Source organism: Kitasatospora sp. NPDC004289, from assembly GCF_053602875.1.
Genome location: NZ_JBSGEL010000019.1, coordinates 61,912 through 85,162, shown reverse-complemented (window position 1 = coordinate 85,162; position 23,251 = coordinate 61,912). Strand labels below are relative to the sequence as shown.

Below are 23,251 nucleotides of genomic sequence, written 5' to 3'. Positions count from 1 at the left end.
GTAGCCCCTCCGGGGCGCGGCGCGCCAGTGGATTCAGCGGGTCTCGCCGCGGGCCTGGCTGCGGTACCGGTCGAGGACGTGCTGCTGGAGCAGGGCCCCGAAGCCGGCCGACTCCAGGCGCAGGCCGAGCTGGTGCTCGGTCAGGCCGAGGCTGTCGGCGGTCTGCGGCAGGTGCCAGTCGTGGGCGGCCAGGGTGTCGAGCAGGTGGCCGCGCCGGGTCTGGCTCTCGGAGAGGCGGAAGGTCTTCAGGTACGCGATCCGGCCCCGCTCGTCGGTGATCGCCTCGCCGATGTGGTTCTCCTGCCGGGGGCGGAACTCGGGCAGGAAGCGGGAGAGGGTGAAGCGGTCCATCCGGCGCACCGTCCGGCTCCGGTAGGCCGCACCGAGCAGCCCGTCCGCCATCGTGGCGTCGTGGAACTCGGCCCAGGTGCGCTCCTGCCGGTCCACCGCCGCCCGCAGCTCGGCGAGGGAGCGGACGGAGGAGCGGCCGAGGTCGGCCCGGAAGTCCGGGACCGGGGCGGAGAGCAGCGCGTAGTGGTAGACCAGCTCGCCGTAGAGGTCCAGCAGCAGGCTGCGGTGCAGGGCCCGGTAGTCCTCCGGATGCGGGACCACGAAGGCGGCGGCGAGCGCGTCCGCCACGTACAGCAGCACGCCGCACTGGCCGGGGTGCAGCTCGAACGCCCGCAGGGCGTCGGCGAGTCCGCTGACGTGCGCCCCGCTGTAGCTCGCCTCCTCGCGCGGCGACAGGCCGTGCCGCAGCGCCCGCTCCGACCACTGCTGCCAGGCGAAGGTGGGGCCGCCGAAGTGCAGTGCGAGGTACCCCTCCAGTGCGAGGTGCAGGGGCAGGAAACGCAGCCGGGTCCGGTCGGCCCGCTTGGCGAGCCGTCCCGGCCGGCGCTCCAGCGGGACCGACTCCGGTGCGGAGCCGCCGAGTTGGGTGCCGTAGGCGGCGGCCGGGGTGCCGTCCCTGGTCCAGTCGGCGACGAAGCCGTGCGGCAGGTAGGAGGTGTACAGGCCCTTGCCGCACTCCACCGTGGCACGGCCGCAGCCGCAGCCGCAGCCGTCCTCCTCGCCGTACAGCTCCTGGCGCAGCCGCAGGTCGGTGATCGGCTCCTCGCGCACCAGGGGGACCAAGCGGACCCCGCCCCAGACCTGCGCCGGGCGGGTGGTCAGGCCCTCCAGGTCGAGGGTGAACGGCTCGGTCTTCATCGGGCCTGCCCGGGGTCGAGGAACCGCTCGGTGCGCAGTGCCAGGTGGGCGGTCAACTCGCCGATGCCGGTACGGCCTTCGGCGAACCGGGCGAACTCCGCCAGCGTGGTCAGGTCGGCCGCGTCGCGGAGCCCGGCGGTGGGGACGGTCGGCGCCAGCCGGCGCACGTCGAAGCTCTCGGCGTCGAACACCGGGTTGAGGTGGACGACGCTGGTGCGGTGGTCGGGGTCCAGCCGGGTGCGCCAGACCCGCAGCACCTCGGCGGCCATCCCCGGCGGCGAGTTGTCCCACCCGTCCGAGACGATCAGCAGCCGGTCGGGGGCGGTGTCGAGGGCGTCCACGATCCGCCGTCCGAGCGGCGTCGGCCCGAGCGGGTGGAGCAGCAGCGCGTCGGTGCGGCCGGAGGTCCAGAAGGCGGCGTAGCCGCCCTCGCCCGCCAGCGCCTCCAGCAGGAAGTGGCAGGCCAGCGCGGCGGCCAGCGGACGGCGGCGCTGCTGCCCGGAGCCGTAGGAGGAGAAGCTGTCGTCCAGCACCGCCGCGACCTTCCCCCAACTCCCGGCCTGCGCACCGGCGGTGCGGCGCGCGGCGGTGCGCAGGGCGCCGGTCAGCTCGCCCCGGCGGGCGATCCGGTCGGCGCCGGACAGGCCCAGCGCGTACACCGCCAGGCGGTTCAGTGACATCCGGGACAGGTCGGCGGCGTTCACCTCCGACGCGCCCGCGGTGCGCGCCGACTCCTGGAGGCGCAGCCGCTCCAGCGCGGTCATCCGGGGCTCGATCTTCCGCAGGAAGACCTCGCGCGGGATGCCGTGCTTGGCCGCGAAGCCCTCCGCCACGGTGTACGGCAGCTCGTAGAGCGCGGGCTGCTCGTAGTGCGCGCGGGTCCAGGCGCTCAGCAGCGGTGCCCGGTACCTCCCGGCGCCCTTGGCCGCCTTGGTGAACAGGAAGTCCCCGGTCTCCGCCTCGGCCGGGCGCAGGTGCAGATGACGCAGCGCCAGCTTCAGCCCGCCTCGGTACTTCACCGCGTCCAGCGTCTGGTCCGGCCGGGCGGCCAGCCAGTCGCGCAGGATCGCCCGGGTACGGCGGTTGTTCACCTTGGCCCGCCGTAGCTCGCCGATCAGCCGGTAGACCCGCTGCGGCGGCAGCAGTGCCAGCCGCCGCGCGATCAGCCGCCCCTCGGTACGACGCTGCTCCTCGGTGGCCTCCTTCGCGGTCTCCAGCAGGTGGCGCACGATCAGCGCGGCGTTGTGGTCGTTGATGTCGAGCGCGAGCGAAGCGGCGTACGGGCCCCGGTAGTTGACGAGCATGTACTCGTGCAGGAAGGCCAGCGAGAGCTGCTGCTCGGCCTGGTCGGAGTGGAACTCACGACGGCCGGTCGCGGTGATCGCGGCATTGACGAAGAGCAGCACGTCATCGGCGGCTACCAGGTCGCCGTACGTCTCCACGGTGGCTCGTCCTCGTCGCTGGTGCCTCGGGTCAGGGGCCGGCCGGGGAATGGGGGCGCGAACTGCGAATCACTGCTTTAGAGGTAGTTTCCGGAAGTCGCACCGGAGTCCCGCGGCCGGCCGTCCGACCGTAGCAGAGGGGTGGCCGCGGATCAGGACCAGGGGAGGGCGGCGCGGGTGCGCCAGTACTGCTCGGCGGGTTCGGTGAGCGGGGTGAGGGTGGCGAGCTGGGTGGGGGAGAGGGGGAGCTCGGCGGCGGTGAGGTTGGAGGCGAGCTGGGCGGTGGTGGCCGCGCCGGAGAGCACGAGGTCGGCCCAGGGCTGGGCGGCGACGGCCGCGAGGGCGAGGGCGTCGGTGGGGTGGCCGGTCCGCTCGGCGAGGGTGCGCAGTGCGGCGGTGTCGGGGCCGGTGGCGTTGCGGCCGGCCAGGCGGCCGTTGGCCATGCCCTCCTTGACCACGACCAGCCAGCCGGCGGCGTGGGCCTCCTGGAGGGCGGGGCCTGCGGAGGGCTCCAGCACGTTCCAGGTGGATTGCACGGCGGAGAACAGCGGCTGCCCCGCCACCGTCACCTCGGCGGCGGCCCGGACGGTCGCCGCCTGGGCGGGGCCGCTGGTGGAGAGGCCGATCCGGACGTCCTCGGCGGCCAGCGCCGCCAGCTTCTCGTGCAGGGCGGTGTCGGTGAGCGCGGGGCTGTCCGGGGTGACGGAGTGGATCAGGTAGACGTCGAGGTGCCTGCCCAGCACCGCCCGGCTCTCGGCGACCTGACGGTCGAACACCTCGGGCGAGTGCTCCTTCACCTCGTGCACCGGCACCCCGGAGGTCCGCCAGTCCGCGGTGTAGGTGTACCCCCACTTGCTCCCCACCGTGACCTCGGCCGCCGCCTCCGGCCGCGCCGCCAGCCACTCCCCGAGGAACTGCTCCGCCAGTCCGTACGACCGCGCCGTGTCCAGGTACCGCACGCCCGCCGCGAAGGCCGCGTCCAGCAGCCCGTGCGTCCGCTCCCGCAGCGCCTCCACGCTCCGCCCGGCTGGCAGGTCGGCCTCCCGCCCCAGGTTGATGTACCCGGGCCGCCCGACCGCCGCCGTCCCCCACCCGAACCGCCCGATCCCCGCCGCCCCGGAGCTGACGGTCGGTCCGTTGGTGGGCGCGGTCGCCATGCTGAGGGTCCCTTCGGAGGAGCGGATTCCGTACCGGAACCCTACGCCACGGACCGCGAACGCCCAGGCCGGGAGGGTGGGGCGAGGTCATCCAGGGGGCCCGGCAGGTGGAGCCAGCCCTCGACGGGGGCGAGGCGCAGCTGCTCTTCGGTCCTCGGCGGCAGCGTCCGGCCGAGCGCGACGGACCGGGCCACGAGGGCGGCGATCAACGCGTCGAAGGCGTGCTCGCTCGCGGCGTAGCGCTCCTCGGCGCCAGGCGCGAAGACCAGCCACGGGGCGGCCGCGCCGGTGAGGCCGCGCACCGACCTGACGCCGCCGATCCCCCAGACGGCGCGGGCCCCGGCCGGATAGACCTCGACCACGGCGCCGCTGCCGTCCCGCGCGACGGCCTGGCCGCGCGAAGCCAGCTGGTCCGCCAGGAACGCCCAACGGGCCGCCACCGCACCGAGCCTGTCGAAGGAGACGCAGAGCGGACCGCGGCCGCGGTGGGCCTTCAGCGCCTCGGCCGCGTGCCGGTCGCAGGCACGGGCACGCATGGCCCGGTAGTGCTCGTCGCGCCCGCCCTGCCCGGGCCACCGTTCGCCCCGCGCATGCGCGCCGACTGCCTCCACGAATGCGATGGGCCACCCGAAGGGGACGTCGATCCCGGCACGGTCGTGCGGTCCGAGCCCCGAGAGCAGCGCCAGGAGCTCCTCGTCCTCGCATCCGACGCGCGGCACCTCCGCCACCGCCCGGTCCTCCTCCCACCGGACGACGGCGGTGGCGGTGCGGGCTGCTGCGGTCGCCAGGTCGACGCCCACGGTCCGGTCTGGGGTGGCGGTGTGCTCGGTCACGGGGGATCACTCCGGTGCGCTCGGTCCGTCCTCGGTCGCAGTATGCGGCCCGGTCGTCAGGTCCGGCTGCGGGCGACCGTCCAGGTGGCGGCGGCACAGAGGAGGCAGAGGGGGGTGTAGAGGGCGAGGTTGAGCCAGTAGAAGGTGTCGGCGGGGGAGCTGCCGAGGCCGGTGATCCAGACGAGGCCGGCCAGGGCGCGGAGGAGGAGGCCGGTGGCGACGGCGTACGGGGCCAGGTGGAGGAGCGGGGCGGGGAGGCGGCGGGCGAGGGTGGGGAGGTGGCCGGTGCGGGTGAGGAGGAGGGTGGCGGCGCAGAGGAGGACGGTGGCGAGGGGGAGCAGGACGCGCGGGGTGAAGGGGACGTCGGCGTTGAGGACGAGGTGGGAGAGGGTGGCGCGGTCGGGGGCGGGCCAGGTGCGGCCGGTGGTCCAGTAGAGGTGGATCGCGGCGTCGGCGGCGAGCACGGCGGCCACGGCGCGGGCGGCGGTGCGGGGGTTGGTGCGGGTGCGGGTGTCCATTGAGGTTGCTCCTTCGGGGTGGTGACGGTGCGTCGACCCGGAGGGAGCGCGCGGAGGAGGCGGAGGTTCCTGTGGCGAGGGTCACACGGGAGGGGTGGAACGTCCGTGCCGCGGGCCGCCTCTGAGTCGGATGTGGATGGTCCCGAAACCCCGGGCGAGGCAGCAGGTCTCGCCGAACTGGTCCGCGCCGCGCAGCGCGGCGATCAGCTGGCGGTGAGCGAGCTGCTGGAGCTGGTCGCGCCGTACGTGCGGCGCCTGTGCGGCCCGATCGCCCTCGACGACGGACCGGACGCGACCCAGGAGGCGCTGATCGCCGTCTTCCGCAAGCTGCGCCAACTCAAGGAGCCCGCGGCCCTGTTCGGCTGGGTCCGGGCGATCGCCGTCCGCGAGGCGGTGCGGCACGTGCGGCGGACGGCACGCTGCGTACCGGCCGACCTCTCCGAACTCCCGCGCCCCGGCGACCCGCAGCTCGCCACCGACATCGAGGACGTGCTCGCCCGACTGACGCCCGAGCACCGGGCCGTCCTGGTGCTCCGGGACCTGGAGGGTCTGGACGAGCGCTCCACCGCCGACCTGCTGGGCGTGGCGGCCGGCACCGTGAAGTCCCGGCTCTCCCGGGCCCGGCTCAGCTTCCGAAGGGCGTGGCAGCAGTGAACGGAACCCCCTGGCCGGTGGCCGACTTCGACCCGGTCCGGCGCCTGCGGGTGGTCGCGGCCACCACTCCGGGCGCGGCGGTCCGCGAGACGGTGATCGACGCTCCGTTCGAGACGGTCTGGTCGGTCGCGGCCGACCTGGAGCGCACCATGCCGCAGTGGCTCCCGGACATCCGCACGGCCCGCCTGACGCCCCCTCAGGGCGCCGCCCGCGCCGCCCTCCTGGTCACCGGCCACACCCGCCTGCGCGCGCGCTTCGACCTCGAACTGACGCCCGGCTGGTGCCTGATGCGCAGCCGCTTCCTGCTCGGCGGCATGGCCGCCCACCCCGAGTCCGCCACCAGCACCCGCTTCGCCTTCCTCGGTGCCTTCCGCCTCCCCGCCGCCGGTCCGGCCTCGGCCGCCCTGCGCCCGCTCACCGACCCGCTGGCGGCCCGCTCCCTGCGCCGCTTCCGCGGCCTGGTGGAGGGGGCCGTACAGTGTGGCCCATGATCGATCGGGGGAGCGGCGGGGACGCCCGCGAGGGCACGGAGCCGGCGACGTACGAGAACGTGCGTCGCGCGCTCCTGCTCTCGCTCGACTTCGCCAACCTGGACATGGAGTTCCCGCGCATCGTGCACTGGCTGGGGCAGCTGCCCGCCGGTGAGCGCGAGCGCCTGCTGGCCGAGGTGGAGGCGATCGCGGTGGCGGGCGGTGTCCGGGGGAGCGACGCGGCGTACCTGATGGACGACCTCGGGCTGCGCCGCGTCCGGTGGGAGCAGGTCCGGCCAGGTCCGGCCGGGTGATTCGGCGGCGTCGGGCGACGTCGACGGACCTGCGGGCGGGCGTGCTGACGGATAGTCGGGCGCGCAGGCCGTTTTCGCCCGCCACCGAACGGAGCAGCACCGTGCGCGCGACCACCCCCGTCGTGGACCCTCCCCCGGAGCGACCGGCCGGACCGGAGGTGTCCGGGTAGGCACGGACCGAGCGATGTGCTGGAGCGCGCAGGCGGACCTGGTGATCGGCGCGGCCGTCTCGGGTCTCGGGGTGGTGTGTCTGAGCGGGGTGCGGCACCGCCGTCAGCTGCCGTTGGCGGCGCTGCCGCTCGTCCTCGGCCTGCACCAACTCGTCGAGGCGGTGGTGTGGTTCGGCGAGGAGGGCCGGGTCGGCACCGGTGCCGCCGGGCTCGCCCGGGTCGGATGGGCGTTGATCGCCATGCCGTTGCTGGCCGTGCTGGTCCCGGTCGGCGCCTGGTGCGCCGCCGGCCGCCCCCGCCGGCTGCTCGGCTTCGTGGTGCTCGGCCTGGCCACCGCCGTCCCGTTGACGGTGGCGGTGCTGGCGGGCCCCGTCACGGCGACGGTGGACGGCCACACCCTGGAGTACGCGGTCGGCATCCGATTCGCCCCGCTGCTCCTCGCGGCCTACCTCGTGGCCACCCTGGGCCCGCTGCTGCTCAACCCGGAGCCGGAGCTCCGGCGGCTGGGCTGGTGGGTCGCGGCGGCCGCCGTCCTCTGCGCGGTGCTGTGGCGGACCGCCTTCGTCTCCACCTGGTGTGCGTTGGCCGCGCTGGCGAGCGTCCTGGTGCTGCGCTGGGTGCGACGGCCGGCAGGCGTCAGCGTCGGGTAGTTCGGTGCAGGGTGCACGGGTGGGGGAGGTAGGAGCCGAGGAAGCCCTCCTGGTCGCCGGGCTTGTAGGCGATGGCCCGGCCGGTGAGGGTGTCCTCGCGGAGGCGGAGTTCAAGGCCGAGGTGGGGGCTGTTCAGGCGGGCGTCCCGGGTGGGGAGTTGGAGGGCCGCGGTGGCGCGCAGGTCCCAGCGGTCGGAGGCGGTGGCCGCGGTGGTCACGGGTGGGGCGTCGGCCAGCTGGATCTCGGCCCGGGTGGGGCCCAGGAGGTGGAGGCGGAGGGGGAGCCCGCCCTCGGGGGTGGTGATCTCGCCGGACCAGGTGCCCTGGGGGAGCGTGACGGTACGGGGGGTCTCGGCGGCGGTGTCGAGCTGGGTGGGACGGAAACCGGGGACCAGGGCCTCGGCGAGGTGGCGGACGACGGCGTCGCGGGCCGCCTTGTCGGTGGAGTTGGTCAGGACGGCGAGCGAGAGTTCGCGTTCGGGAGCGTCGATCATCATCGCGGCGACGCCGCCCATGCCCCCGCCGTGGCTGTGCACCACCGGGCCGGGGCCGTGCGAGACGAGGCGGCCGTAGCCATAGCCGGTGTGCTCGTTGATGGCGGGGGCCTCGTTCATCGCCGCGAGGGTGGAGGGCTTGAGCAGGCGGGAGGCGGTGCGGGCGAAGAGGGCGACGTCGGCGGCGGTGGCCCAGCCGGCCGTCGCGGCGGGATGGCCGGTGCGGCAGGTGGGGTAGGCGTGGCCGCCGGCGGAGTAGCGGGTGGCGACGGGGCCGGGGCCGGTGTACGCGGCGCCGAAGGCGAAGTCGCTCAGGCCCAGGGGTTCGGCGATCCGTTCGCGCAGGTGGTCGCCGAGGGGCCGGCCGGTCGCGGATTCGAGGAGCCGGCCGAGGTCCTGGTAGCCGATGTTGGAGTACTCGAACTCGGTGCCGGGCTCGCGGAGCGGGGCGCGGTAGCGCTCGATCTCGATCGGGAGCGGTCCCGCGCCGTAGTGGAAGGTGTAGAACGCGGGGAAACCGCCACGGTGGAGCAGGAGTTGACGCGGGGTGGGCCCGGTCGGTCCGTACGCACCGGAGGTCGGGGCGTCGAGGTCGAGCAGGCCCTCGTCGGCGGCCAGGCAGACGGCGGTGGCGGTGAACGCCTTGGTGACGGACGCCAGTCCGTACACCGTGCCCGGGGTGGCGGGGCGGCGCGAGGCCACGTCCGCGAAGCCGTACGCCCGGGCGAGGACCACCTCGTCGCCCTCGGCCACGGCCACCGAGACCGAGGCACAGCCGTGCTCCGCCAGCACCCGCGCGCACAGCTCGTCCAGTCCGTCCGGCATGTGCTCGACCTCCCGATCGGCTCCCGACCGGCTCCGGCTCCGGCTCCGGTGTCGGTCGGAGCGTCAACTGCAGAATGCTCTGAAGTCCTTGGTGTCCGAGTCTATCCAGGCGTGCACTTCGTTGGGGTCGTCCATGATCTCGCCGATCAGCCGGGAGCGCAGCGCCGAGAAGTCGGAGGCCAGCTGCCGCAGGGCCGAGGAGATGTCGCTCCGGTCGGCGCCGAATTGAGCCGCCATCAGATCGTCCCGGGCCTGGAGGGCGGCGGCGGCCTGGCTGTTGCGGGTCGTTCCGGCGTTCTTCCGGAACCGGGCCAGGGCGGCCTCCCCCTCGTCGCAGCCACCGGCCCGGAGCGTCGGCAGCGGCGGCTCCGGTACCGGGCTGATCGGCGCGGGTGTGTGCGGGGGTGTGCGCGTGGGTGGTGGCGGCGTGGTGGCAGTCCGGGACGGACTCGGCGTCGGGCTCTGGCCGGGCGGCGACGGTGTCGGGCTCGGCGACGACGGCTCGGTCGGGGCGGGCGGATCCGGCTGGGAGGGCGAGGGCCGGTCCGGTGCCGGGGTGGGACTGCGGACGACCGGGACCGGAGGAGCCTGCGGTGACGGGGCAGGTGGCAGCAGGTAGGCCACCAGGGCCACCACGGCCGCCGCCGCAGCCGCGAGTGCGCCGACGGCGGCCCAGTTCGGGCCGGCCGGCGGCGTGGTACCCGGTGGATCGTCGGGCGGTGGTGTCGAGCCGTTCCCCGTCATGCCGCTCATCGTGACCCAGCGGGTCGGTGGCGGTCCAGACGGCGATCGCTGAACCTCCTGAAGGAGAACTCCCGTTCCGGAAACGGAAGTCAGGAGGTGATGCCGAGGACGGGGAGGCAGGCTTCGACGCCCGTGAGGGTGATGTCGGGGCGGCGGTGGGCGGTCCACCGGTCGCGGGTGAGGCGCCAGCGGTGGAGGGGGGCCGGTTCGAGGAGGCGGGTGGCCCAGCCGGTGCCGTTGGGCGTGTAGCCGAGGGCCTCGGAGACGTGGTTGGAGGCGAGGTTGTCGAAGAAGGCCTCGCTGGTGGCCTCCTGGGCGCCGAGGCCCTCGAAGGCGAGGTGCAGGACGGCCTGGCGCATCTCCTTGCCGAGGCCCTTGCCCCGGGCCTGCGGGCCCAGCCAGGAGAAGGTGCCGACCGTGCCGAAGGTGGCGAAGTCGGTGCCGAACACGTCCTGCATGCCGACGGCCTCGCCGTCGACGACGACCACGAAGTACAGCCGCCAGAAGCTCTCGTTGACCTGGGCGCGGCCGTTCCAGATCCCCCGCATCCAGGCCCACTCGCGGTCCGGCCCGTCCAGGTAGAGGGACATCGGGTCGTCGAAGGGGTACGGCGGCTCGTCGGCGACGCCGGCGCGGACCACCGGGAGCAGCTGCTCCAGCAACTCGTCGGTGGCTCCCCGGAGTTCGAGGCGGGGCGTGGTTACCCGCAGGTTGAGCGGCGGATACGGGTGGGCGGAGGCGGCGCTGGCGGTCATGGCGCACACCGTAGGGGCTGACCGCGCCCCGCGCACCGGATTAATCCCGTGCCCGCCCCTTCGCTCCCTGCCTGGTCAGCCCCCGTAACGGGTGGTCAGGGTGCGCACCGTCCCGGCGATGCGGTCCCGGAGCTCGGCCGGCGCCAGGACCTCGACGTCGGTGCCCAGCCGGAGGAACTCCCCGTGGGCGCGGTCGATCGACTCGATGGGCACCCGGGCCTCCGTCCAGCCGTCGCCCGAGGACGGCACGCCGAGCCGGCGGGCGCCCTGCGGGGTGAGCCGCACCAGGGCCTCCCCGGTGTGCAGCCGCGCCCGGAAGTCGGCCAGGTAGCCGCGCCAGTACCCGGCCAGGTCGAACCCGTCCGGGACGGTGAACTCCTCCAGCGGCCGCAGGTCGAGGACCTGGTCGACCCGGTAGGTGCGGATCCCGGAGGGTCCGCCGGCCACCAGGTACCAGCGGCCGGCCTTGAGGACCAGCCCGTACGGCTCCACCCGCCGCTCGATCTCCTCCGGCGCCCGCCAGCGCCGGTACCGCAGCAGCACCGCCCGCCGTGCCCACACCGCGGCGGCGACCGCGACCAGGTGGGGCGTGTCGTCGGCGTCGCGGTACCAGCCGGGGGCGTCGAGCAGGAAGCGCTCCCTGACCCGCTCGGCGTACGCGTGCAGCTCGGCCGGGAGGGCGGCGCGCAGCTTGAGCTCGGCGGTGGCGAGCGCCTCGCCGAGGCCGAGTTCGGCGGCGGCGCCGGGGAGCGCGGTGAGGAACGCGGCCTGCGCCTCGTCCGCGGTCAGTCCGGTGAGCCTGGTGCGGTAGCCGTCGACCAGTCGGTAGCCGCCCGCGTGCCCGGCCGCACCGTACAGCGGGATGCCGGCGGCGCCGAGTGCCTCGACGTCCCGGTAGACCGTGCGGACGGAGACCTCCAGCTCCTCGGCCAGCTGACGGGCCGTCATCCGGCCCCGGTTCTGGAGCAGGAGGAGGAGGGTCACCAGGCGGCTCGCACGCATGCCGCACAGTCTCCGCCCTTCCACTGACAGAGGATGTCAGCGGACCGGCCCTAGCCTGCGGCGCATGGACGACTTCGACTTCCTGCACGGCTCCTGGGACGTGGCCAACCGCCGTCTCACCGCACCCCTCGACCCGGCCTCCGGCACCTGGGAGGAGTTCCCCGGACACGCAGTGGTCCGGCCGCTGTTCGACGGCGCCGGCAACATCGAGGAGATCACCTTCCCCACCCTCGGCCGGCAGGGCGTGACCCTGCGACTGTTCGACCGGGAGGCCGGACGGTGGTCGATCTTCTGGTCCGACAGCCGCACGGGCCGGTTGGACCCGCCGGTGGTCGGCGGTTTCACCGGCGCCCGCGGCGACTTCCACGGCGAGGACGCCTACGACGGCCGGCCGATCCGCGTCCACTTCGCCTGGCACCGGCTCGGCCCGGACGAGGCCCGCTGGGAGCAGGAGTTCTCCACCGACGACGGTCGCACCTGGGAACTCAACTGGACCATGGACTTCACCCGCACCGGGAAGGCCGAGGCGTGAGCATCGTCGAACTCCGGCAGTACACCCTGCACCCCGGCGCCCGGGAGACGCTGATCGAGCTGTTCGAGCGCGAGTTGGTGACCGGTCAGCAGGCGGTCGGCATCACCCTCGGCGGGCGCTTCCGCGACCTGGACGACCCGGACCGCTTCGTCTGGATGCGCGCGTTCCCCGACATGGCGCACCGTCGGCGCGCGCTGGAGGCCTTCTACACCGGCCCGGTCTGGGAGCAGCACCGTGAGGAGGCCAACGCCACGATGCTGGACAGCGACGACGTGCTGCTGCTGCGCGGCCCCGGCTTCGCACCCGCCCCGGGCGCCGGTGAGGTGCTCGCGACCGTCTGCCACCCCACCGACGCGGCCGCCTTCGACGCCTACGCCGCACGGCACTTGGGGCCGGGCCACGCCCTGCACCGCACCGAGCACGCGGAGAACGACTTCCCCCGCCTGCCCGTCCGGACCGGCGAGGACGTCCGGCTCTGGTTCGGCCCGGCCGAGCCGGTGCCGTGGCGGAGCCGGACGCTGCGCCTGGAGCCGGTGAGGGCCTGACCCGCGGCTCAGGCGGTGCGGTAGGTGAGGTGGAGGGTGCCGTTGTCGAGGGTGGCCGAGCGGGCCAGGGTCAGGGCCCGGCGCGGCAGCGCGCCCTCGAAGAGGCGTGCGCCGGTGCCGAGCACCACCGGGTGGACCAGCAGGGTGAGTTCGTCCAGCAGTTCGTTGGCGAGCAGCCAGCGGACCAGGGTGGCACTGCCCGAGACCGCGATGTCGCCGCCGGTCCGCTGCTTCAGCTCGGTGATCCGCCCGGCCAGGCCCTCGGGGCCCAGCAAGGTGGTGTTCTGCCAGTCGGCCTTCTCCAGGGTGGCCGAAGCGACGTACTTGGCGATGGAGTTGAGGTGCGAGGCCAGTGGGTCGTCGTCCGGCTGGGCGGTCCAGTGGGAGGCGAACTCCTGGTAGGTGTGGCGGCCGAAGAGCATGGCGTCGGCCTTGGCCGTCATCCCCATGACGGCCTCGGTGACCTGGTCGCTCAGGTAGGGGAAGTGCCAGGTGTAGGGGGCTTCCACGACGCCGTCCAGGGAGACGAAGAAGCCTGCGGTGAGAGTGCGCACGGTGCGGTGGGGCCTTTCAGGAGGAGACGGAGAGGAGTTCTTCGCGGCCGTCCGCGTCGATGCCGATGTCACCGGCGGCGGGGCGGCCCGCGAAGGCGTAGGTGTGGCCGATCACCCCGGCGGGGGTGGAGCGGACGTCGGTGAGGCGCCAGGCGGCCGGGACGGTGCCGGGCTCGAAGAGGCGCTTGCCGCGGCCGAGGACCACGGGGAAGGTGAGCAGCCGCAGTTCGTCCACCAGGTCGTGGGCCAGCAGCGACTGGACCAGCCGCCCGCTGCCGTGCACCTGGAGGGCCCGGCCCGGCAGCTGCTTGAGGGCCGTCACCTCGGCCGCCAGATCGCCGGTGAGGACCTGGGTCCCGGCCCAGTCGGCGACCTGCCCGGTGGTGGACGGGACGTACTTGGGCAGGGAGTTGAGCTTGGTCGCGGCGGTGTCGGCCGGGTCGGTGACCAGCGGCCAGTGCGCCGCCATCAGCTGGTGGGTCCGGCGGCCGAGCAGGAAGGCGTCGGCGTCGTCGAACCAGGGGCCGGCGATCCCGCCGAAGCCCTCGTCGACGTACGGCACCAGCCAGCCGCCGAGCCCGAACCCGTCGGAGGGGTCCTCCTGGGGCCCGCCGGGGCTCTGCAGGACGCCGTCGAGGGAGACGAAGGTGGTCACGGTCAGTCGCATGGGTGTGCTCCCGGAAGGGTGGGTAGGGGTGTGCGGCGCCGGAGGAGTCGGCGGCGCTGCGGAACGGTCCCCAGCCTGTCGGGTCGCGGCCGGGACGATCAACGACGATCCCCGCCATGACCGTTTAGCCCCGCTCAACGGGGCCGGAGGCCCAGCGGCTAGCGTTCCCTGACGGATCGTCGGACGGAGGGGGAGCAGTGCTGGAGAGAATGGAGCTGGAGGCGTTCCTGACGCTGGCGGAGGAGTTGCACTTCGGCCGGACCGCCGAGCGGCTGCGCGTCAGCACCGGACGCATCAGCCAGACCATCAAGAAGCTCGAACGGCAGGTCGGGGCCCCGCTGTTCGAGCGGACCAGCCGGGACGTCCGGCTCACCGCGCTCGGCGTGCGGCTGCGCGACGACCTGCGGCCGGCCTACGAGCAGATCGGGGCCGGGCTGGCACAGGCGATCGTCGCGGCGCGCGGGATCACCGGGACGCTCGGCGTCGGGTACTCCGCGCTCTGGTGCGGCGACCTGGTGGTCCGGGCCGCCGAGGTGTTCCGCTCCCGGTACCCGGACTGCGAGGTGCGGATCCGGGAGGCCCAGCTCGGGGACCCGTACGGGCCGCTGCGCGCGGGCGAACTCGACCTCCAGCTCACCGAACTCCCGGTCCGCGAGCCGGACATCACCGTCGGTCCGCTGGTCTTCTCCGAGCCCCGGGCGCTGATGGTCCCGGCCTCCCACCCCTTCGCGGGGCGCACGAGCATCTCCCTGGAGGACCTCGCGGACACCGTGCTGCTCCCGATGGCCGGGAACATCCCGGACCACTGGCTGGAGTACCACTACCCGACACGCACCCCGTCCGGGCGGCCGATCCCGCACGGCGCACCCATCACCTACTGGCAGGAGGTGCTGGCGCACATCAGCGTCGGCAGCGGCGTCTCGGTGGTGGCGGCCCGCGGCGCGGCCTACTACACCCGACCGGGCGTGGTCTTCGTCCCCTTCAGCGACGCACCGACCATCGACTATGGCCTGCTCTGGCTGACCGCCGCCGAGAACGCCCGGATCCGCGCCTTCGTCAACGTCATCCACGAACTGCGCGAGCGAGACGACCCCGCCACGCGCTGAACGGACCGGTCACGGGTCCACCACCTCGACGCCGGCGGCCAGCATCCGGGCCACGATCCGCTCCGCCAGCTCCTCGTGACAGGTCACCAGGTAGTACGGGTTCGCGCCCTTGCTGAGCGGGAGGTAGCCGCTCCCGGCGCGCTCCAACTGCCAGTGGTCCCGGTCGGTGGTCCACAGGGCGGCGTAGTCGTCGAGGTCGGGCGTGGTGTCGGACACGGTCCGATCTTCGGGGCAGGGCCCGGCGGCGGGCAAATGCCTTCGCCCTGACGGTGCCCCACCAGCCAGAATGCGGTCATGCCGATCAGAGACGCCCGCCCCGAGGAACTGCCCCTGCTCCAGGAGATCGAGGTGGCCGCGGGCCGACTCTTCGCCGACGTCGGGATGGACGAGGTGGCCTCCGACGAACCGTTCCCGCTCGACCGGCTGGAACGGTACCGGGCCGCCGGCCTGGCCTGGGTCGCCACCGACCCCGAGGACGACCGGCCGGTCGCCTACCTGCTCGCCGAGCACGTGGACGGCAACCTGCACGTGGAACAGGTCTCCGTTCACCCCTCGCACGCCCGCCGCGGCCTCGGCCGCGCCCTGATCGAGCACGCCGCCGCCCGCGCCACCACCGAGGGCCTCCCCGCCCTCACCCTCACCACCTTCACCGATGTCCCCTGGAACGCCCCCTACTACACCCGCTGCGGCTTCCACCCCGTCCCCGACGCCGACCTGACCCCTGGTCAGCGCGCCATCCGCGCCGAGGAGGCCGCCCACGGCCTGGACCGCTGGCCCCGCCAGGTGATGATCCGCATCCACCCGCTCTGACCTCAGCCTCCGGAGAGGACGCCACGCCGCGCGCGATTGCGGAAGGGATCCCGATGCGATCCACGTCCTCGTCCGTCGGGCCGACCGCTGAGGGGTGCCTCCGGCCGGGCCGAGGACACCCCGGGCAGGGGGTCAGTACGAGCGGGGGAGACCGAGGGTGTGCTGGCTGACGTAGTTGAGGATCATCTCGCGGCTGACCGGGGCGATCCGGGCGACGCGGGTGGCGGTGAGGAGGGAGGCGAGGCCGTACTCCTGGGTGAGGCCGTTGCCGCCGAGGGTGTGGACGGCCTGGTCGACGGTGTGGCAGGCGGCTTCGGCGGCGGCGTACTTGGCCATGTTGGCGGCCTCGCCGGCGGCCTGGTCGTGGCCGAGGTCGTAGAGCTGGGCGGCCCGGGAGGTCATCAGGCGGGCCAGTTCGATCTCGATCGCGCACTGGGCCAGCGGGTGGGCGATGGCCTGGTGGGCGCCGATCGGGGCGTCCCAGACGGTGCGGGTCCGGGCGTAGTCGGTGGCGATGTCCAGGGCCTGGCGGGCCAGGCCGAGGGCGAAGGCGGCGGTCATCACCCGCTCCGGGTTGAGGCCGGCGAAGAGCTGGTCGAGCCCGGCGTCCTCGGCGCCGACCAGGGCGTCGGCGGGCAGCCGGACGTCGTCCAGGAAGACCTGGAACTGCCGCTCGGCGGTGACGAGTTCCATCGGGATCGCCCGGTACTCGAAGCCGGGGGTGTCGCGCGGAACGATGAACAGCGCGGGCTTCAGCCGCCCCGTCCGGGCGTCCTCGGTGCGGGCGACGAAGAGCACGGCGTCCGCCTGGTCCACACCGGAGATGAAGACCTTGCGGCCGGTCAGCAGCCAGTCGCCGCCGTCCCGGCGGGCGGTGGTGGTGATCCGGTGGGAGTTGGAGCCGGCGTCCGGTTCGGTGATCCCGAAGGCCATCAGCCGGGTGCCGTCGGCCAGGCCGGGCAGCCAGCGGTCCCGCTGCTCCGGAGTGCCGTAGCGGGCTATCACGGTGCCGCAGATCGCCGGGGAGACGATCATCATCAGCAAGGGGGCGCCGGCGGCACCCAACTCCTCCAGGACGATGGCGAGTTCGGCGATGCCGCCGCCCCCGCCGCCGTACTCGACGGGCAGGTTGACGCCCAGGTAGCCGGCCTTGCCCGCGGCCGCCCAGAGCTCCTCGACCGGCTCGCCGGCCCGCGCCTTGCGGCGGAAGTACTCGGGGCCGAAGCTGCGGGCGAGGTCGCCCACCGCCCGGCGCAGGGCCTGGTGTTCCTCGGGTTCGACGGTGCTGGGCAGCGGTGCGGACGCGGACATGAGGGTGGTCCTTCCGTGCGGGGACAGTCGGATGGGTGGGTCAGCTCTCGACCACGGCGAGCAGGGTGCCGGGCTCGACCTGCTGGCCGACGGCGACGCGGAGTTCGGCCAGCACGCCGTCGGCGGGCGCGCTGATCCGGTGCTCCATCTTCATCGCCTCCAGCCAGAGCAGCGGCTGCCCGGCGGTGACGCGTTCACCGGGCTCGGCGCCGGTGCGGGTGACCGTGCCGGGCATCGGGGCGAGCAGGGCGCCGGGGGCGTGGGTGGCCACCGGCTCGGGCAGCAGGGGCAGTTCGGTGAGCGCGACGGCGCCGGTCGGCCCGTCCAGGTACAGCTGGTCCCCGTACCGGGCCAGCTGCCAGCTCCGCGTGACCCCGGCGATCCGCAGGCTCACCGACTCCGGTGCGCGGGACAGGAGTTCGAGGTCGGCGAAGCCCTCGGCGTGCAGGCCGGAGCGGTCCAGCCGGAAGCGGACCAGGTGCTCGGTGCCGTCCTCCGAGCGGTACCGGCGCTGCTGCGGCTGCGAGCTGAGGTTGCGCCAGCCGGGCGGGAACGGGCCGGCGCCGGCGCCGGCGCCGGCGCCGGCCAGAGCGGCCACCAGAGCGGCCAGGGCCTGGTCGGGCCGGCCGCCCGTCAGGTCGTGGGCGGCCAGGAAGCCGGTGTGCAACTCGCCCGCCAGGAAGGCGGGATGGCGAAGCGCGGCGGTGAGCAGCGCGCGGTTGCTGCCCGGCCCGTGGATCCGGGCCCGGTCCAGGGCGGCGGCGAGCAGCCGGGCCGCCTCGTCCCGGGTCGATCCCCAGGCGATGAGTTTGGCCAGCATCGGGTCGTAGTGCGGGCCGATCTCGGTGCCGCCGCCGGCCCCGCCGTCCACCCCGGAGTCCAGGCGGAGCCCGCTCTCGGCCGGTGACACCTCGAACTCCACGCTGACGCCCGGCACTTCGAGCCGGTGCAGCCGTCCGGTGCGCGGCCGCCAGTCCTGCTCGGCGTCCTCCGCGTAGAGCCGGGCCTCGATCGCGTGGCCACGGGTGGCCGGCGGCTCCGGCGGCAGGGCGGCGCCCTCGGCGATCCGCAGCTGCCAGGCCACCAGGTCGAGACCGGTGACGCACTCGGTGACGGGGTGCTCCACCTGGAGCCGGGTGTTCATCTCCAGGAACCAGCAGCGGCCGTCCGGTCCGAGCAGGAACTCGGCCGTCCCGGCGCCCCGGTAGCCGATCGCCCGGGCGGCCGCGACCGCCGCGCGGTGCAGCTCGGAGCGCAGCGCGTCGGACAGGCCCGGCGCCGGGGCCTCCTCGATCACCTTCTGGTGGCGGCGCTGGAGCGAGCAGTCGCGGTCGCCGACCGCCCACACGGTGCCGTGCCCGTCGGCGAGCAGCTGCACCTCCACGTGCCGACCGTCGGGCAGGTACGGTTCGCAGAACACCTCCTCGTCCCCGAAGGCCCGCCCCGCCTCCGCCCGCGCGGCCGCCAACTCGCCCGGCAGGTCGGCCAGTCGGCGCACCACCCGCATGCCGCGCCCGCCGCCGCCCGCCGCAGCCTTGACCAGCAGCGGAAGGTCCGCTTCGGTCGGCTCGGCCGGGGCGGCGAGCACCGGCACCCCGGCCGCGGCCATCAGCCGCTTGGCCGCCGTCTTGGAGCCCATCGCGGCGATCGACTCCGGCGGCGGCCCGATCCAGACCAGCCCCGCGTCCAGCACGGCACGGGCGAACTCGGCGCTCTCGGACAGGAATCCGTACCCGGGGTGGACGGCGTCCGCCCCGGCCGCCAGCGCGGCCTTCACCAGCAGCTCGCCGCGCAGGTAGGTCTCCGCCGCCGTGGCGCCGGGCAGCCGCACGGCCGCGTCGGCCTCCCGGACGTGCGGGGCGTCCGCGTCGGGGTCCGAGTGCACGGCGACGGTGGCGATGCCGAGCGCCCGGCAGGTGCGGAAGACCCGGCGGGCGATCTCGCCGCGGTTGGCGACCAGTACCGATGTGATCATCCGTCAGTCCCTCTGTTCTGGTGTCCGGTAGCTGCCTACATCCGGAAGACGCCGTAGCCGCGCGCGCCCTCCACCGGGGCGCTGTGGATCGCGGAGAGGCAGATTCCGAGTACGGTGCGGGTGTCCCTGGGGTCGATCACCCCGTCGTCGTAGAGCCGCCCGGAGAGGAAGACCGGCAGCGACTCCGCCTCGATCTGCTGCTCCACCATGGCCCGGATCGCCGCGTCGGCGTCCTCGTCGTACGGCTGCCCCTTGGCCGCCGCCGACTGCCGGGCCACGATCGACAGCACCCCGGCCAGCTGCTGCGGGCCCATCACCGCCGACTTGGCGCTCGGCCAGGCGAACAGGAACCGCGGCTCGTACGCCCGCCCGCACATGCCGTAGTGCCCGGCCCCGTAGGAGGCCCCGATCAGCACGGACAGGTGCGGGACCTTGCTGTTGGAGACCGCGTTGATCATCATCGCGCCGTGCTTGATGATGCCGCCTTGCTCGTAGGCCTGGCCGACCATGTAGCCGGTGGTGTTGTGCAGGAAGAGCAGCGGGATGTCCCGCTGGTTGGCCAACTGGATGAACTGGGCCGCCTTCTGGGACTCCGGACTGAACAGCACGCCCTGGGCGTTGGCGAGGATGCCGACCGGGTAGCCGTGCAGCTCGGCCCAGCCGGTCACCAGGCTCGGCCCGTACAGCGGCTTGAACTCGTCGAAGTCCGAGCCGTCCACGATCCGGGCGATCACCTCGCGCGGGTCGAACGGCACCTTGAGGTCGGCCGGGACCAGCCCGAGCAGCTCCTCCTCGTCGTACTTCGGCGGCGCGGCCGTGAGCTCGGGCGAGGCGCCCGCCTTCTGCCAGTTGAGCCGCCGGACGATCCGCCGGGCGGTGCGCAGCGCGTCGTGCTCGTCCTCGGCCAGGTGGTCCGCCAGGCCCGAGGTGCGGGCGTGCATCCCGGCCCCGCCCAGGGACTCGTCGTCCGACTCCTCGCCGGTGGCCATCTTCACCAGCGGCGGCCCGCCGAGGAAGACCTTGGCCCGCTCGCGCACCAGCACGGTGTGGTCGGACATGCCGGGCACGTACGCGCCGCCGGCGGTGGAGTTGCCGAACACCACCGCCACGGTGGGGATCCCGGCGGCGGAGAGACGGGTGAGGTCGCGGAAGAGCGCCCCGCCCGGGATGAAGATCTCCTTCTGGCTGGGCAGGTCGGCCCCGCCGGACTCCACCAGGTTGACCAGCGGGAGGCGGTTGGCGAGGGCGATCTCGTTGGCCCGCAGTGCCTTGCGCAGGGTCCACGGGTTGCTGGCCCCGCCGCGCACGGTCGGGTCGTTGGCGGTGATCACGCACTCGGTGCCCTCGACCACCCCGATCCCGGTGACCAGCGCCGCCCCCACCGGGTAGTCGCTGCCCCAGGCGGCGAGCGGCGACAGTTCCAGGAAGGGCGAGCCCGGGTCCAGCAGCAGCTCGATCCGCTCCCTGGCCGGGAGCTTGCCCCGACTCCGGTGCCGCTCCAGGTACTTGGGGCCGCCACCGGCCAGCGCCTTGGCGTGCTCGGTGTCCAGCTCGGCCAGCTTGGCCAGCATCGTGGCGCGGTGCTCGGCGAACTCGGGGGAGGACGGGTCGAGGCGGGTGGGCAGCGTGGTCACAGCAGCTCCTCCGGGAGGTCGACGTGGCGGGCGCGCAGCCACTCGCCCAGGGCCTTGGCCTGCGGGTCGAAGCGGTGCTGGGAGGCGACCCCCTCGCCGAGCAGGCCGACCAGTTCGAAGTTGACGGCGCGCAGGTGCGGGAGCAGGTGCCGCCGGACGGTCAGGGGGGCGGTCTCCGGGAGGAGTTCGCGGAGCCGGTCGACGGTGAGCTCGTGTGCCAGCCAGCGCCAGCCCGCCTCGGTGCGGGCCCACACCCCGAGGTTGGCGTCGCCGCCCTTGTCGCCGCTGCGGGCGCCGAAGGCGCGGCCGAGCGGGGCGCGCCGGGTGGGCGTGCCGCGCGGGGGCGGGGGCGGGAGGGGCGGTGCCTCGGCCTCCTCCAACTCCTGCGTGGTGGAAGGTGGTTCGATGGTGCGCCGGGAGCCGTCGGGGAGGACGGCGGTGTGCGGGACGGTCGCGGCCTCCAGGTGGGCGCTCTCGAAGACGCCGTACGGGGTGGCCGGGCCGGGAGGCGCGGTGACGTGGAAGCCGGGGTAGCCGGAGAGACCGAGCTCGACGGCGGCGGAGGTGAGGGCCCGGCCGACGGCGTGCTGGTCCTGGCTGCGGACGGTCAGCCGCAGCAGCGCGGAGGCGGTCTCCTCGGTCGCGGCGTCGGGGTGGTCGGTCCGGGCGAGCGTCCACCGGGCGTCGAGCTCGGCCGTGCTGCGCGCGAGTTGGCGCCTGACCAGCTCGGCCTTCGCCTCGATGTCCAGGCCGGTGAGGACGAACACCACCTCGTTGCGCCAGCCGCCGAGCCGGTTGAGTCCGACCTTGAGGGTCGGGGGCGGAGCCTCGCCCCTGACCCCGTGGAGCCGCACGCGGTCCGGTCCCTCCTGGGAGAGGCGTACGGTGTCGAGGCGGGCGGTGACGTCCGGACCGGCGTAGCGGGCACCCGAAGTCTCGTACAGCAGCTGGGCGGTGACGGTCTCGGTGGTGACCGCGCCGCCGGTGCCGGGGTGCTTGGTGATCACGCTGGAGCCGTCGGCGTGCAGCTCGGCGATCGGGAAGCCGGGGTGGGTGACGTCGTGCTCGCCGAAGAAGGCGTAGTTGCCGCCGGTGGCCTGGGCCCCGCACTCCAGCACGTGCCCGGCCGCGACCGCGCCGGCCAGCGCGTCCAAGTCGCCCTCCCCCCAACCGAAGTGGGCCTGGGCGGGGCCGCTCACCAGCGCTGCGTCGGTGACGCGGCCCGTCACCACCAGCTGGGCGCCGGCCTTCAGGCACTCGGCGATGCCGCGACCGCCCAGGTAGGCGTTGGCCGCCAGCAGGCCGGCCGGGAGGCCCGGTCGGCCGAGGACGTCGTCCCCCTCCACCACGCCGACCGCCAGCGGAATGCCCTGCTTCGCCGCCAACTCGTGCACCGCCTCGGCGAGCCGGGCCGGGTTGAGGCCGCCCGCGTTCACCACGATCCGCACGTTCCGGTCGGTGGCCTCGCCCAGGCACTCCTCCAACTGGCGCAGGAAGGTGCGGGCGTAGCCGAGGCCCGGGTCCTTCAGCCGGTCGCGCGCCAGGATCAGCATCGTCAACTCGGCCAGGTAGTCCCCGGTCAGCACGTCCAACGGCCCGCCGGTCAGCATCTCCCGCACCGCCGCGAAGCGGTCCCCGTAGAACCCCGACGCGTTCCCGATCCGCAGCACCCCGAGCCCCCTCCTGCCGCCTGGCCCTGCCCGACGCGGAGCAGCCTGACAGGCCCTCAGGAACAAATCAAGCATGCCTGCTTGTTTTGTCCGGCCTCACTAGGATCGCCTCCATGGCACTGCGACCCGTCCACGTGAACGTCAAGGCAGTCGACAGCGCGGCGGTCGGCCGCTTCTGGGCCGCCGCCCTCGGCTGGCCCGTCCACAGCCCGGGTGTCACCACCTACACGGGCCCCGCGGGCGGGTCCGTCTGGCCGGAGCCGGTCGGCCTCGGCATCTGTGTCGTCCCCGTCCCCGACGCCAAACCCCCGACCAGGAACCGGACCCACCTCGACCTGGCCACCACCTCGCCCGCCCACCACGCCGCCGTGGTCGAGCGGTTGCTCGCCCTCGGGGCGACGCGTGCCGACATCGGCCAGGGCGAGGTTCCGTGGACCGTACTGGCCGACGTCGAGGGCAACGAGTTCTGCGTGCGGGAGCCCCGGTCGGCGGACCGGGACACCGGGCCGATCGCCGCCGTGGTGCTCGACAGCACCGACCCGCGGGCCGCAGCGCGCTTCTGGGGCGAGGCCACCGAGTGGACCGTGCAGGCGCTGGACGACGACCGCGCGACTCTCCGCTCGCCCGAAGGAACCGGCCCCGTCCTGGAGTTCCGCCGGGTCCACGGCCCGCCGGCCGCACCCGGCCGGCTCCACCTCGACCTGCTGCCGGGCCCCGGTGACGACAAGGCCCTGGAGGTCGCCCGGGTGGCGGCCCTCGGCGCCTCCGCCCTGGACCTCGGCCAGGGCGCCGTCCCGTGGACCTGCCTCACCGACCCCGAGGGGCACGAGTTCTGCGTCCTCGCCCACCACTGAGCCCACCACTGAGCCCGCCACTGAGCCCGACGCTGAGCCCAGCGCTGAGCCCGACGCGCGGTGGGACCCCGAGCTCAGCGGACGAAGTCGCACACCTTGCCGGGTGGGCACGGCTTGGGGGTGTTGTCGGTGACCAGACCGAACAGCAGGATCAGCGCCGTCAGCAGCAGCATCGGGCCGCCGATGACCACCAGTCCCGGATGATGGTGGTACAGGGCCGTGAACCAGGCGGCGATCTTCTGGCGCAAGGTGCGGCGGGCCGGGTCGGCCGTACCGGGACGGTCACCCGTCATGACTCCCCCAAGGATCGCCCACGCTGCGGACACCAGTACCTCGGCTATGCCCGCCCGGGCGCAT

Annotated in this window: 26 protein-coding genes; 9 read left to right on the top strand and 17 right to left on the bottom strand. The window is 74.3% G+C overall.

Annotation, left to right across the window (positions count from 1 at the left end):
- Positions 1 to 33 precede the first annotated feature (33 nt).
- The 5 genes from ACWEPF_RS15370 to ACWEPF_RS15350 all read right to left on the bottom strand — a co-directional run bounded on the left by ACWEPF_RS15370 (position 34) and on the right by ACWEPF_RS15350 (position 5,159).
- Entirely contained in the window at positions 34 to 1,209 is a 1,176-nt protein-coding gene (locus tag ACWEPF_RS15370; protein WP_452172903.1) for an ARPP-2 domain-containing protein, read from the bottom strand.
- Positions 1,206 to 2,651: a hypothetical protein gene (locus ACWEPF_RS15365; RefSeq protein ID WP_452172902.1), complete on the bottom strand. Its 1,446-nt coding sequence runs from the start codon at positions 2,649 to 2,651 to the stop codon at positions 1,206 to 1,208. Before ACWEPF_RS15365 ends, ACWEPF_RS15370 begins: the two co-directional genes overlap by 4 nt.
- Before the next feature lie 152 nt (positions 2,652 to 2,803).
- Positions 2,804 to 3,808 carry an aldo/keto reductase gene (locus ACWEPF_RS15360; protein ID WP_452172901.1) on the bottom strand — a complete coding sequence of 335 codons (1,005 nt, stop codon included), beginning with the start codon at positions 3,806 to 3,808 and terminating at the stop codon, positions 2,804 to 2,806.
- A 41-nt stretch (positions 3,809 to 3,849) separates the two neighbouring features.
- Positions 3,850 to 4,641 carry a DUF429 domain-containing protein gene (locus ACWEPF_RS15355; RefSeq protein WP_452172900.1) on the bottom strand — a complete coding sequence of 264 codons (792 nt, stop codon included), beginning with the start codon at positions 4,639 to 4,641 and terminating at the stop codon, positions 3,850 to 3,852.
- Between the two features lie 56 nt (positions 4,642 to 4,697).
- The gene (locus ACWEPF_RS15350) at positions 4,698 to 5,159 is read right to left on the bottom strand and encodes a DUF3995 domain-containing protein (protein WP_452172899.1); all 462 of its coding nucleotides are present in this window, start codon (positions 5,157 to 5,159) and stop codon (positions 4,698 to 4,700) included.
- 132 nt (positions 5,160 to 5,291) lie between these two features.
- On the opposite strand from ACWEPF_RS15350, the gene ACWEPF_RS15345 reads away from it, so the two are divergent.
- The 4 genes from ACWEPF_RS15345 to ACWEPF_RS15330 all read left to right on the top strand — a co-directional run bounded on the left by ACWEPF_RS15345 (position 5,292) and on the right by ACWEPF_RS15330 (position 7,417).
- Positions 5,292 to 5,813, top strand: coding sequence for an RNA polymerase sigma factor (locus ACWEPF_RS15345; protein ID WP_452172898.1), 522 nt, complete (start codon positions 5,292 to 5,294; stop codon positions 5,811 to 5,813).
- A complete protein-coding gene (locus tag ACWEPF_RS15340; RefSeq protein ID WP_452172897.1) occupies positions 5,801 to 6,304 on the top strand; it encodes an SRPBCC family protein in 504 nt (167 codons plus the stop codon). Before ACWEPF_RS15345 ends, ACWEPF_RS15340 begins: the two co-directional genes overlap by 13 nt.
- On the top strand, positions 6,301 to 6,597 hold the full coding sequence (locus ACWEPF_RS15335) for a hypothetical protein (protein ID WP_452172896.1): 297 nt from the start codon (positions 6,301 to 6,303) through the stop codon (positions 6,595 to 6,597). Before ACWEPF_RS15340 ends, ACWEPF_RS15335 begins: the two co-directional genes overlap by 4 nt.
- 184 nt (positions 6,598 to 6,781) lie before the next feature.
- The gene (locus ACWEPF_RS15330; RefSeq protein WP_452172895.1) at positions 6,782 to 7,417 is read left to right on the top strand and encodes a DUF6629 family protein; all 636 of its coding nucleotides are present in this window, start codon (positions 6,782 to 6,784) and stop codon (positions 7,415 to 7,417) included.
- On the opposite strand, the gene ACWEPF_RS15325 is transcribed toward ACWEPF_RS15330, so the two are convergent.
- The 4 genes from ACWEPF_RS15325 to ACWEPF_RS15310 form a co-directional block, all read right to left on the bottom strand.
- Positions 7,404 to 8,735: a serine hydrolase domain-containing protein gene (locus tag ACWEPF_RS15325; RefSeq protein WP_452172894.1), complete on the bottom strand. Its 1,332-nt coding sequence runs from the start codon at positions 8,733 to 8,735 to the stop codon at positions 7,404 to 7,406. The genes ACWEPF_RS15330 and ACWEPF_RS15325 overlap by 14 nt on opposite strands.
- Before the next feature lie 63 nt (positions 8,736 to 8,798).
- A complete protein-coding gene (locus ACWEPF_RS15320; RefSeq protein ID WP_452172893.1) occupies positions 8,799 to 9,479 on the bottom strand; it encodes a hypothetical protein in 681 nt (226 codons plus the stop codon).
- Between the two features lie 89 nt (positions 9,480 to 9,568).
- The gene (locus ACWEPF_RS15315; RefSeq protein WP_452172892.1) at positions 9,569 to 10,234 is read right to left on the bottom strand and encodes a GNAT family N-acetyltransferase; all 666 of its coding nucleotides are present in this window, start codon (positions 10,232 to 10,234) and stop codon (positions 9,569 to 9,571) included.
- Positions 10,235 to 10,309: 75 nt separating this feature from the next.
- The gene (locus ACWEPF_RS15310) at positions 10,310 to 11,236 is read right to left on the bottom strand and encodes a helix-turn-helix transcriptional regulator (RefSeq protein ID WP_452172891.1); all 927 of its coding nucleotides are present in this window, start codon (positions 11,234 to 11,236) and stop codon (positions 10,310 to 10,312) included.
- A gap of 64 nt (positions 11,237 to 11,300) precedes the next feature.
- On the opposite strand from ACWEPF_RS15310, the gene ACWEPF_RS15305 reads away from it, so the two are divergent.
- Complete coding sequence (locus ACWEPF_RS15305) at positions 11,301 to 11,768, top strand: hypothetical protein (RefSeq protein ID WP_452172890.1); 468 nt, start codon at positions 11,301 to 11,303, stop codon at positions 11,766 to 11,768.
- A complete protein-coding gene (locus tag ACWEPF_RS15300; RefSeq protein WP_452172889.1) occupies positions 11,765 to 12,313 on the top strand; it encodes an NIPSNAP family protein in 549 nt (182 codons plus the stop codon). Before ACWEPF_RS15305 ends, ACWEPF_RS15300 begins: the two co-directional genes overlap by 4 nt.
- A gap of 8 nt (positions 12,314 to 12,321) precedes the next feature.
- Here ACWEPF_RS15300 and ACWEPF_RS15295 read toward each other — a convergent pair whose 3' ends face one another.
- The gene (locus ACWEPF_RS15295; RefSeq protein ID WP_452172888.1) at positions 12,322 to 12,867 is read right to left on the bottom strand and encodes a dihydrofolate reductase family protein; all 546 of its coding nucleotides are present in this window, start codon (positions 12,865 to 12,867) and stop codon (positions 12,322 to 12,324) included.
- Between the two features lie 16 nt (positions 12,868 to 12,883).
- On the bottom strand, positions 12,884 to 13,534 hold the full coding sequence (locus tag ACWEPF_RS15290; protein WP_449797471.1) for a dihydrofolate reductase family protein: 651 nt from the start codon (positions 13,532 to 13,534) through the stop codon (positions 12,884 to 12,886).
- Positions 13,535 to 13,731: 197 nt separating this feature from the next.
- Between ACWEPF_RS15290 and ACWEPF_RS15285 the strand changes: the two genes are divergently transcribed.
- On the top strand, positions 13,732 to 14,640 hold the full coding sequence (locus ACWEPF_RS15285) for a LysR family transcriptional regulator (RefSeq protein ID WP_452172887.1): 909 nt from the start codon (positions 13,732 to 13,734) through the stop codon (positions 14,638 to 14,640).
- Between the two features lie 9 nt (positions 14,641 to 14,649).
- Here ACWEPF_RS15285 and ACWEPF_RS15280 read toward each other — a convergent pair whose 3' ends face one another.
- Positions 14,650 to 14,856 carry a hypothetical protein gene (locus tag ACWEPF_RS15280; protein WP_345290828.1) on the bottom strand — a complete coding sequence of 69 codons (207 nt, stop codon included), beginning with the start codon at positions 14,854 to 14,856 and terminating at the stop codon, positions 14,650 to 14,652.
- 78 nt (positions 14,857 to 14,934) lie between these two features.
- Between ACWEPF_RS15280 and ACWEPF_RS15275 the strand changes: the two genes are divergently transcribed.
- The gene (locus ACWEPF_RS15275) at positions 14,935 to 15,450 is read left to right on the top strand and encodes a GNAT family N-acetyltransferase (RefSeq protein ID WP_452172886.1); all 516 of its coding nucleotides are present in this window, start codon (positions 14,935 to 14,937) and stop codon (positions 15,448 to 15,450) included.
- A 132-nt stretch (positions 15,451 to 15,582) separates the two neighbouring features.
- Here the strand turns inward: ACWEPF_RS15275 and ACWEPF_RS15270 are convergent, their stop codons facing one another.
- Genes ACWEPF_RS15270 through ACWEPF_RS15255 form a run of 4 tightly spaced genes read right to left on the bottom strand, consistent with a single transcriptional unit; the run spans position 15,583 to position 22,040 of the window.
- A complete protein-coding gene (locus ACWEPF_RS15270; RefSeq protein ID WP_452172885.1) occupies positions 15,583 to 16,761 on the bottom strand; it encodes an acyl-CoA dehydrogenase family protein in 1,179 nt (392 codons plus the stop codon).
- 40 nt (positions 16,762 to 16,801) lie between these two features.
- The gene (locus ACWEPF_RS15265; RefSeq protein WP_452172884.1) at positions 16,802 to 18,736 is read right to left on the bottom strand and encodes an acetyl/propionyl/methylcrotonyl-CoA carboxylase subunit alpha; all 1,935 of its coding nucleotides are present in this window, start codon (positions 18,734 to 18,736) and stop codon (positions 16,802 to 16,804) included.
- 35 nt (positions 18,737 to 18,771) lie between these two features.
- A complete protein-coding gene (locus ACWEPF_RS15260; protein WP_452172883.1) occupies positions 18,772 to 20,370 on the bottom strand; it encodes an acyl-CoA carboxylase subunit beta in 1,599 nt (532 codons plus the stop codon).
- Complete coding sequence (locus tag ACWEPF_RS15255) at positions 20,367 to 22,040, bottom strand: acyclic terpene utilization AtuA family protein (RefSeq protein ID WP_452172882.1); 1,674 nt, start codon at positions 22,038 to 22,040, stop codon at positions 20,367 to 20,369. The genes ACWEPF_RS15260 and ACWEPF_RS15255 overlap by 4 nt, the downstream gene beginning before the upstream one ends.
- A gap of 113 nt (positions 22,041 to 22,153) precedes the next feature.
- On the opposite strand from ACWEPF_RS15255, the gene ACWEPF_RS15250 reads away from it, so the two are divergent.
- Positions 22,154 to 22,894 carry a VOC family protein gene (locus tag ACWEPF_RS15250; RefSeq protein WP_452172881.1) on the top strand — a complete coding sequence of 247 codons (741 nt, stop codon included), beginning with the start codon at positions 22,154 to 22,156 and terminating at the stop codon, positions 22,892 to 22,894.
- Between the two features lie 74 nt (positions 22,895 to 22,968).
- Here the strand turns inward: ACWEPF_RS15250 and ACWEPF_RS15245 are convergent, their stop codons facing one another.
- Positions 22,969 to 23,187 (bottom strand): hypothetical protein, encoded by a 219-nt coding sequence (locus tag ACWEPF_RS15245; RefSeq protein ID WP_452172880.1) that lies wholly within the window; start codon positions 23,185 to 23,187, stop codon positions 22,969 to 22,971.
- Between the last annotated feature and the right edge of the window lie 64 nt (positions 23,188 to 23,251).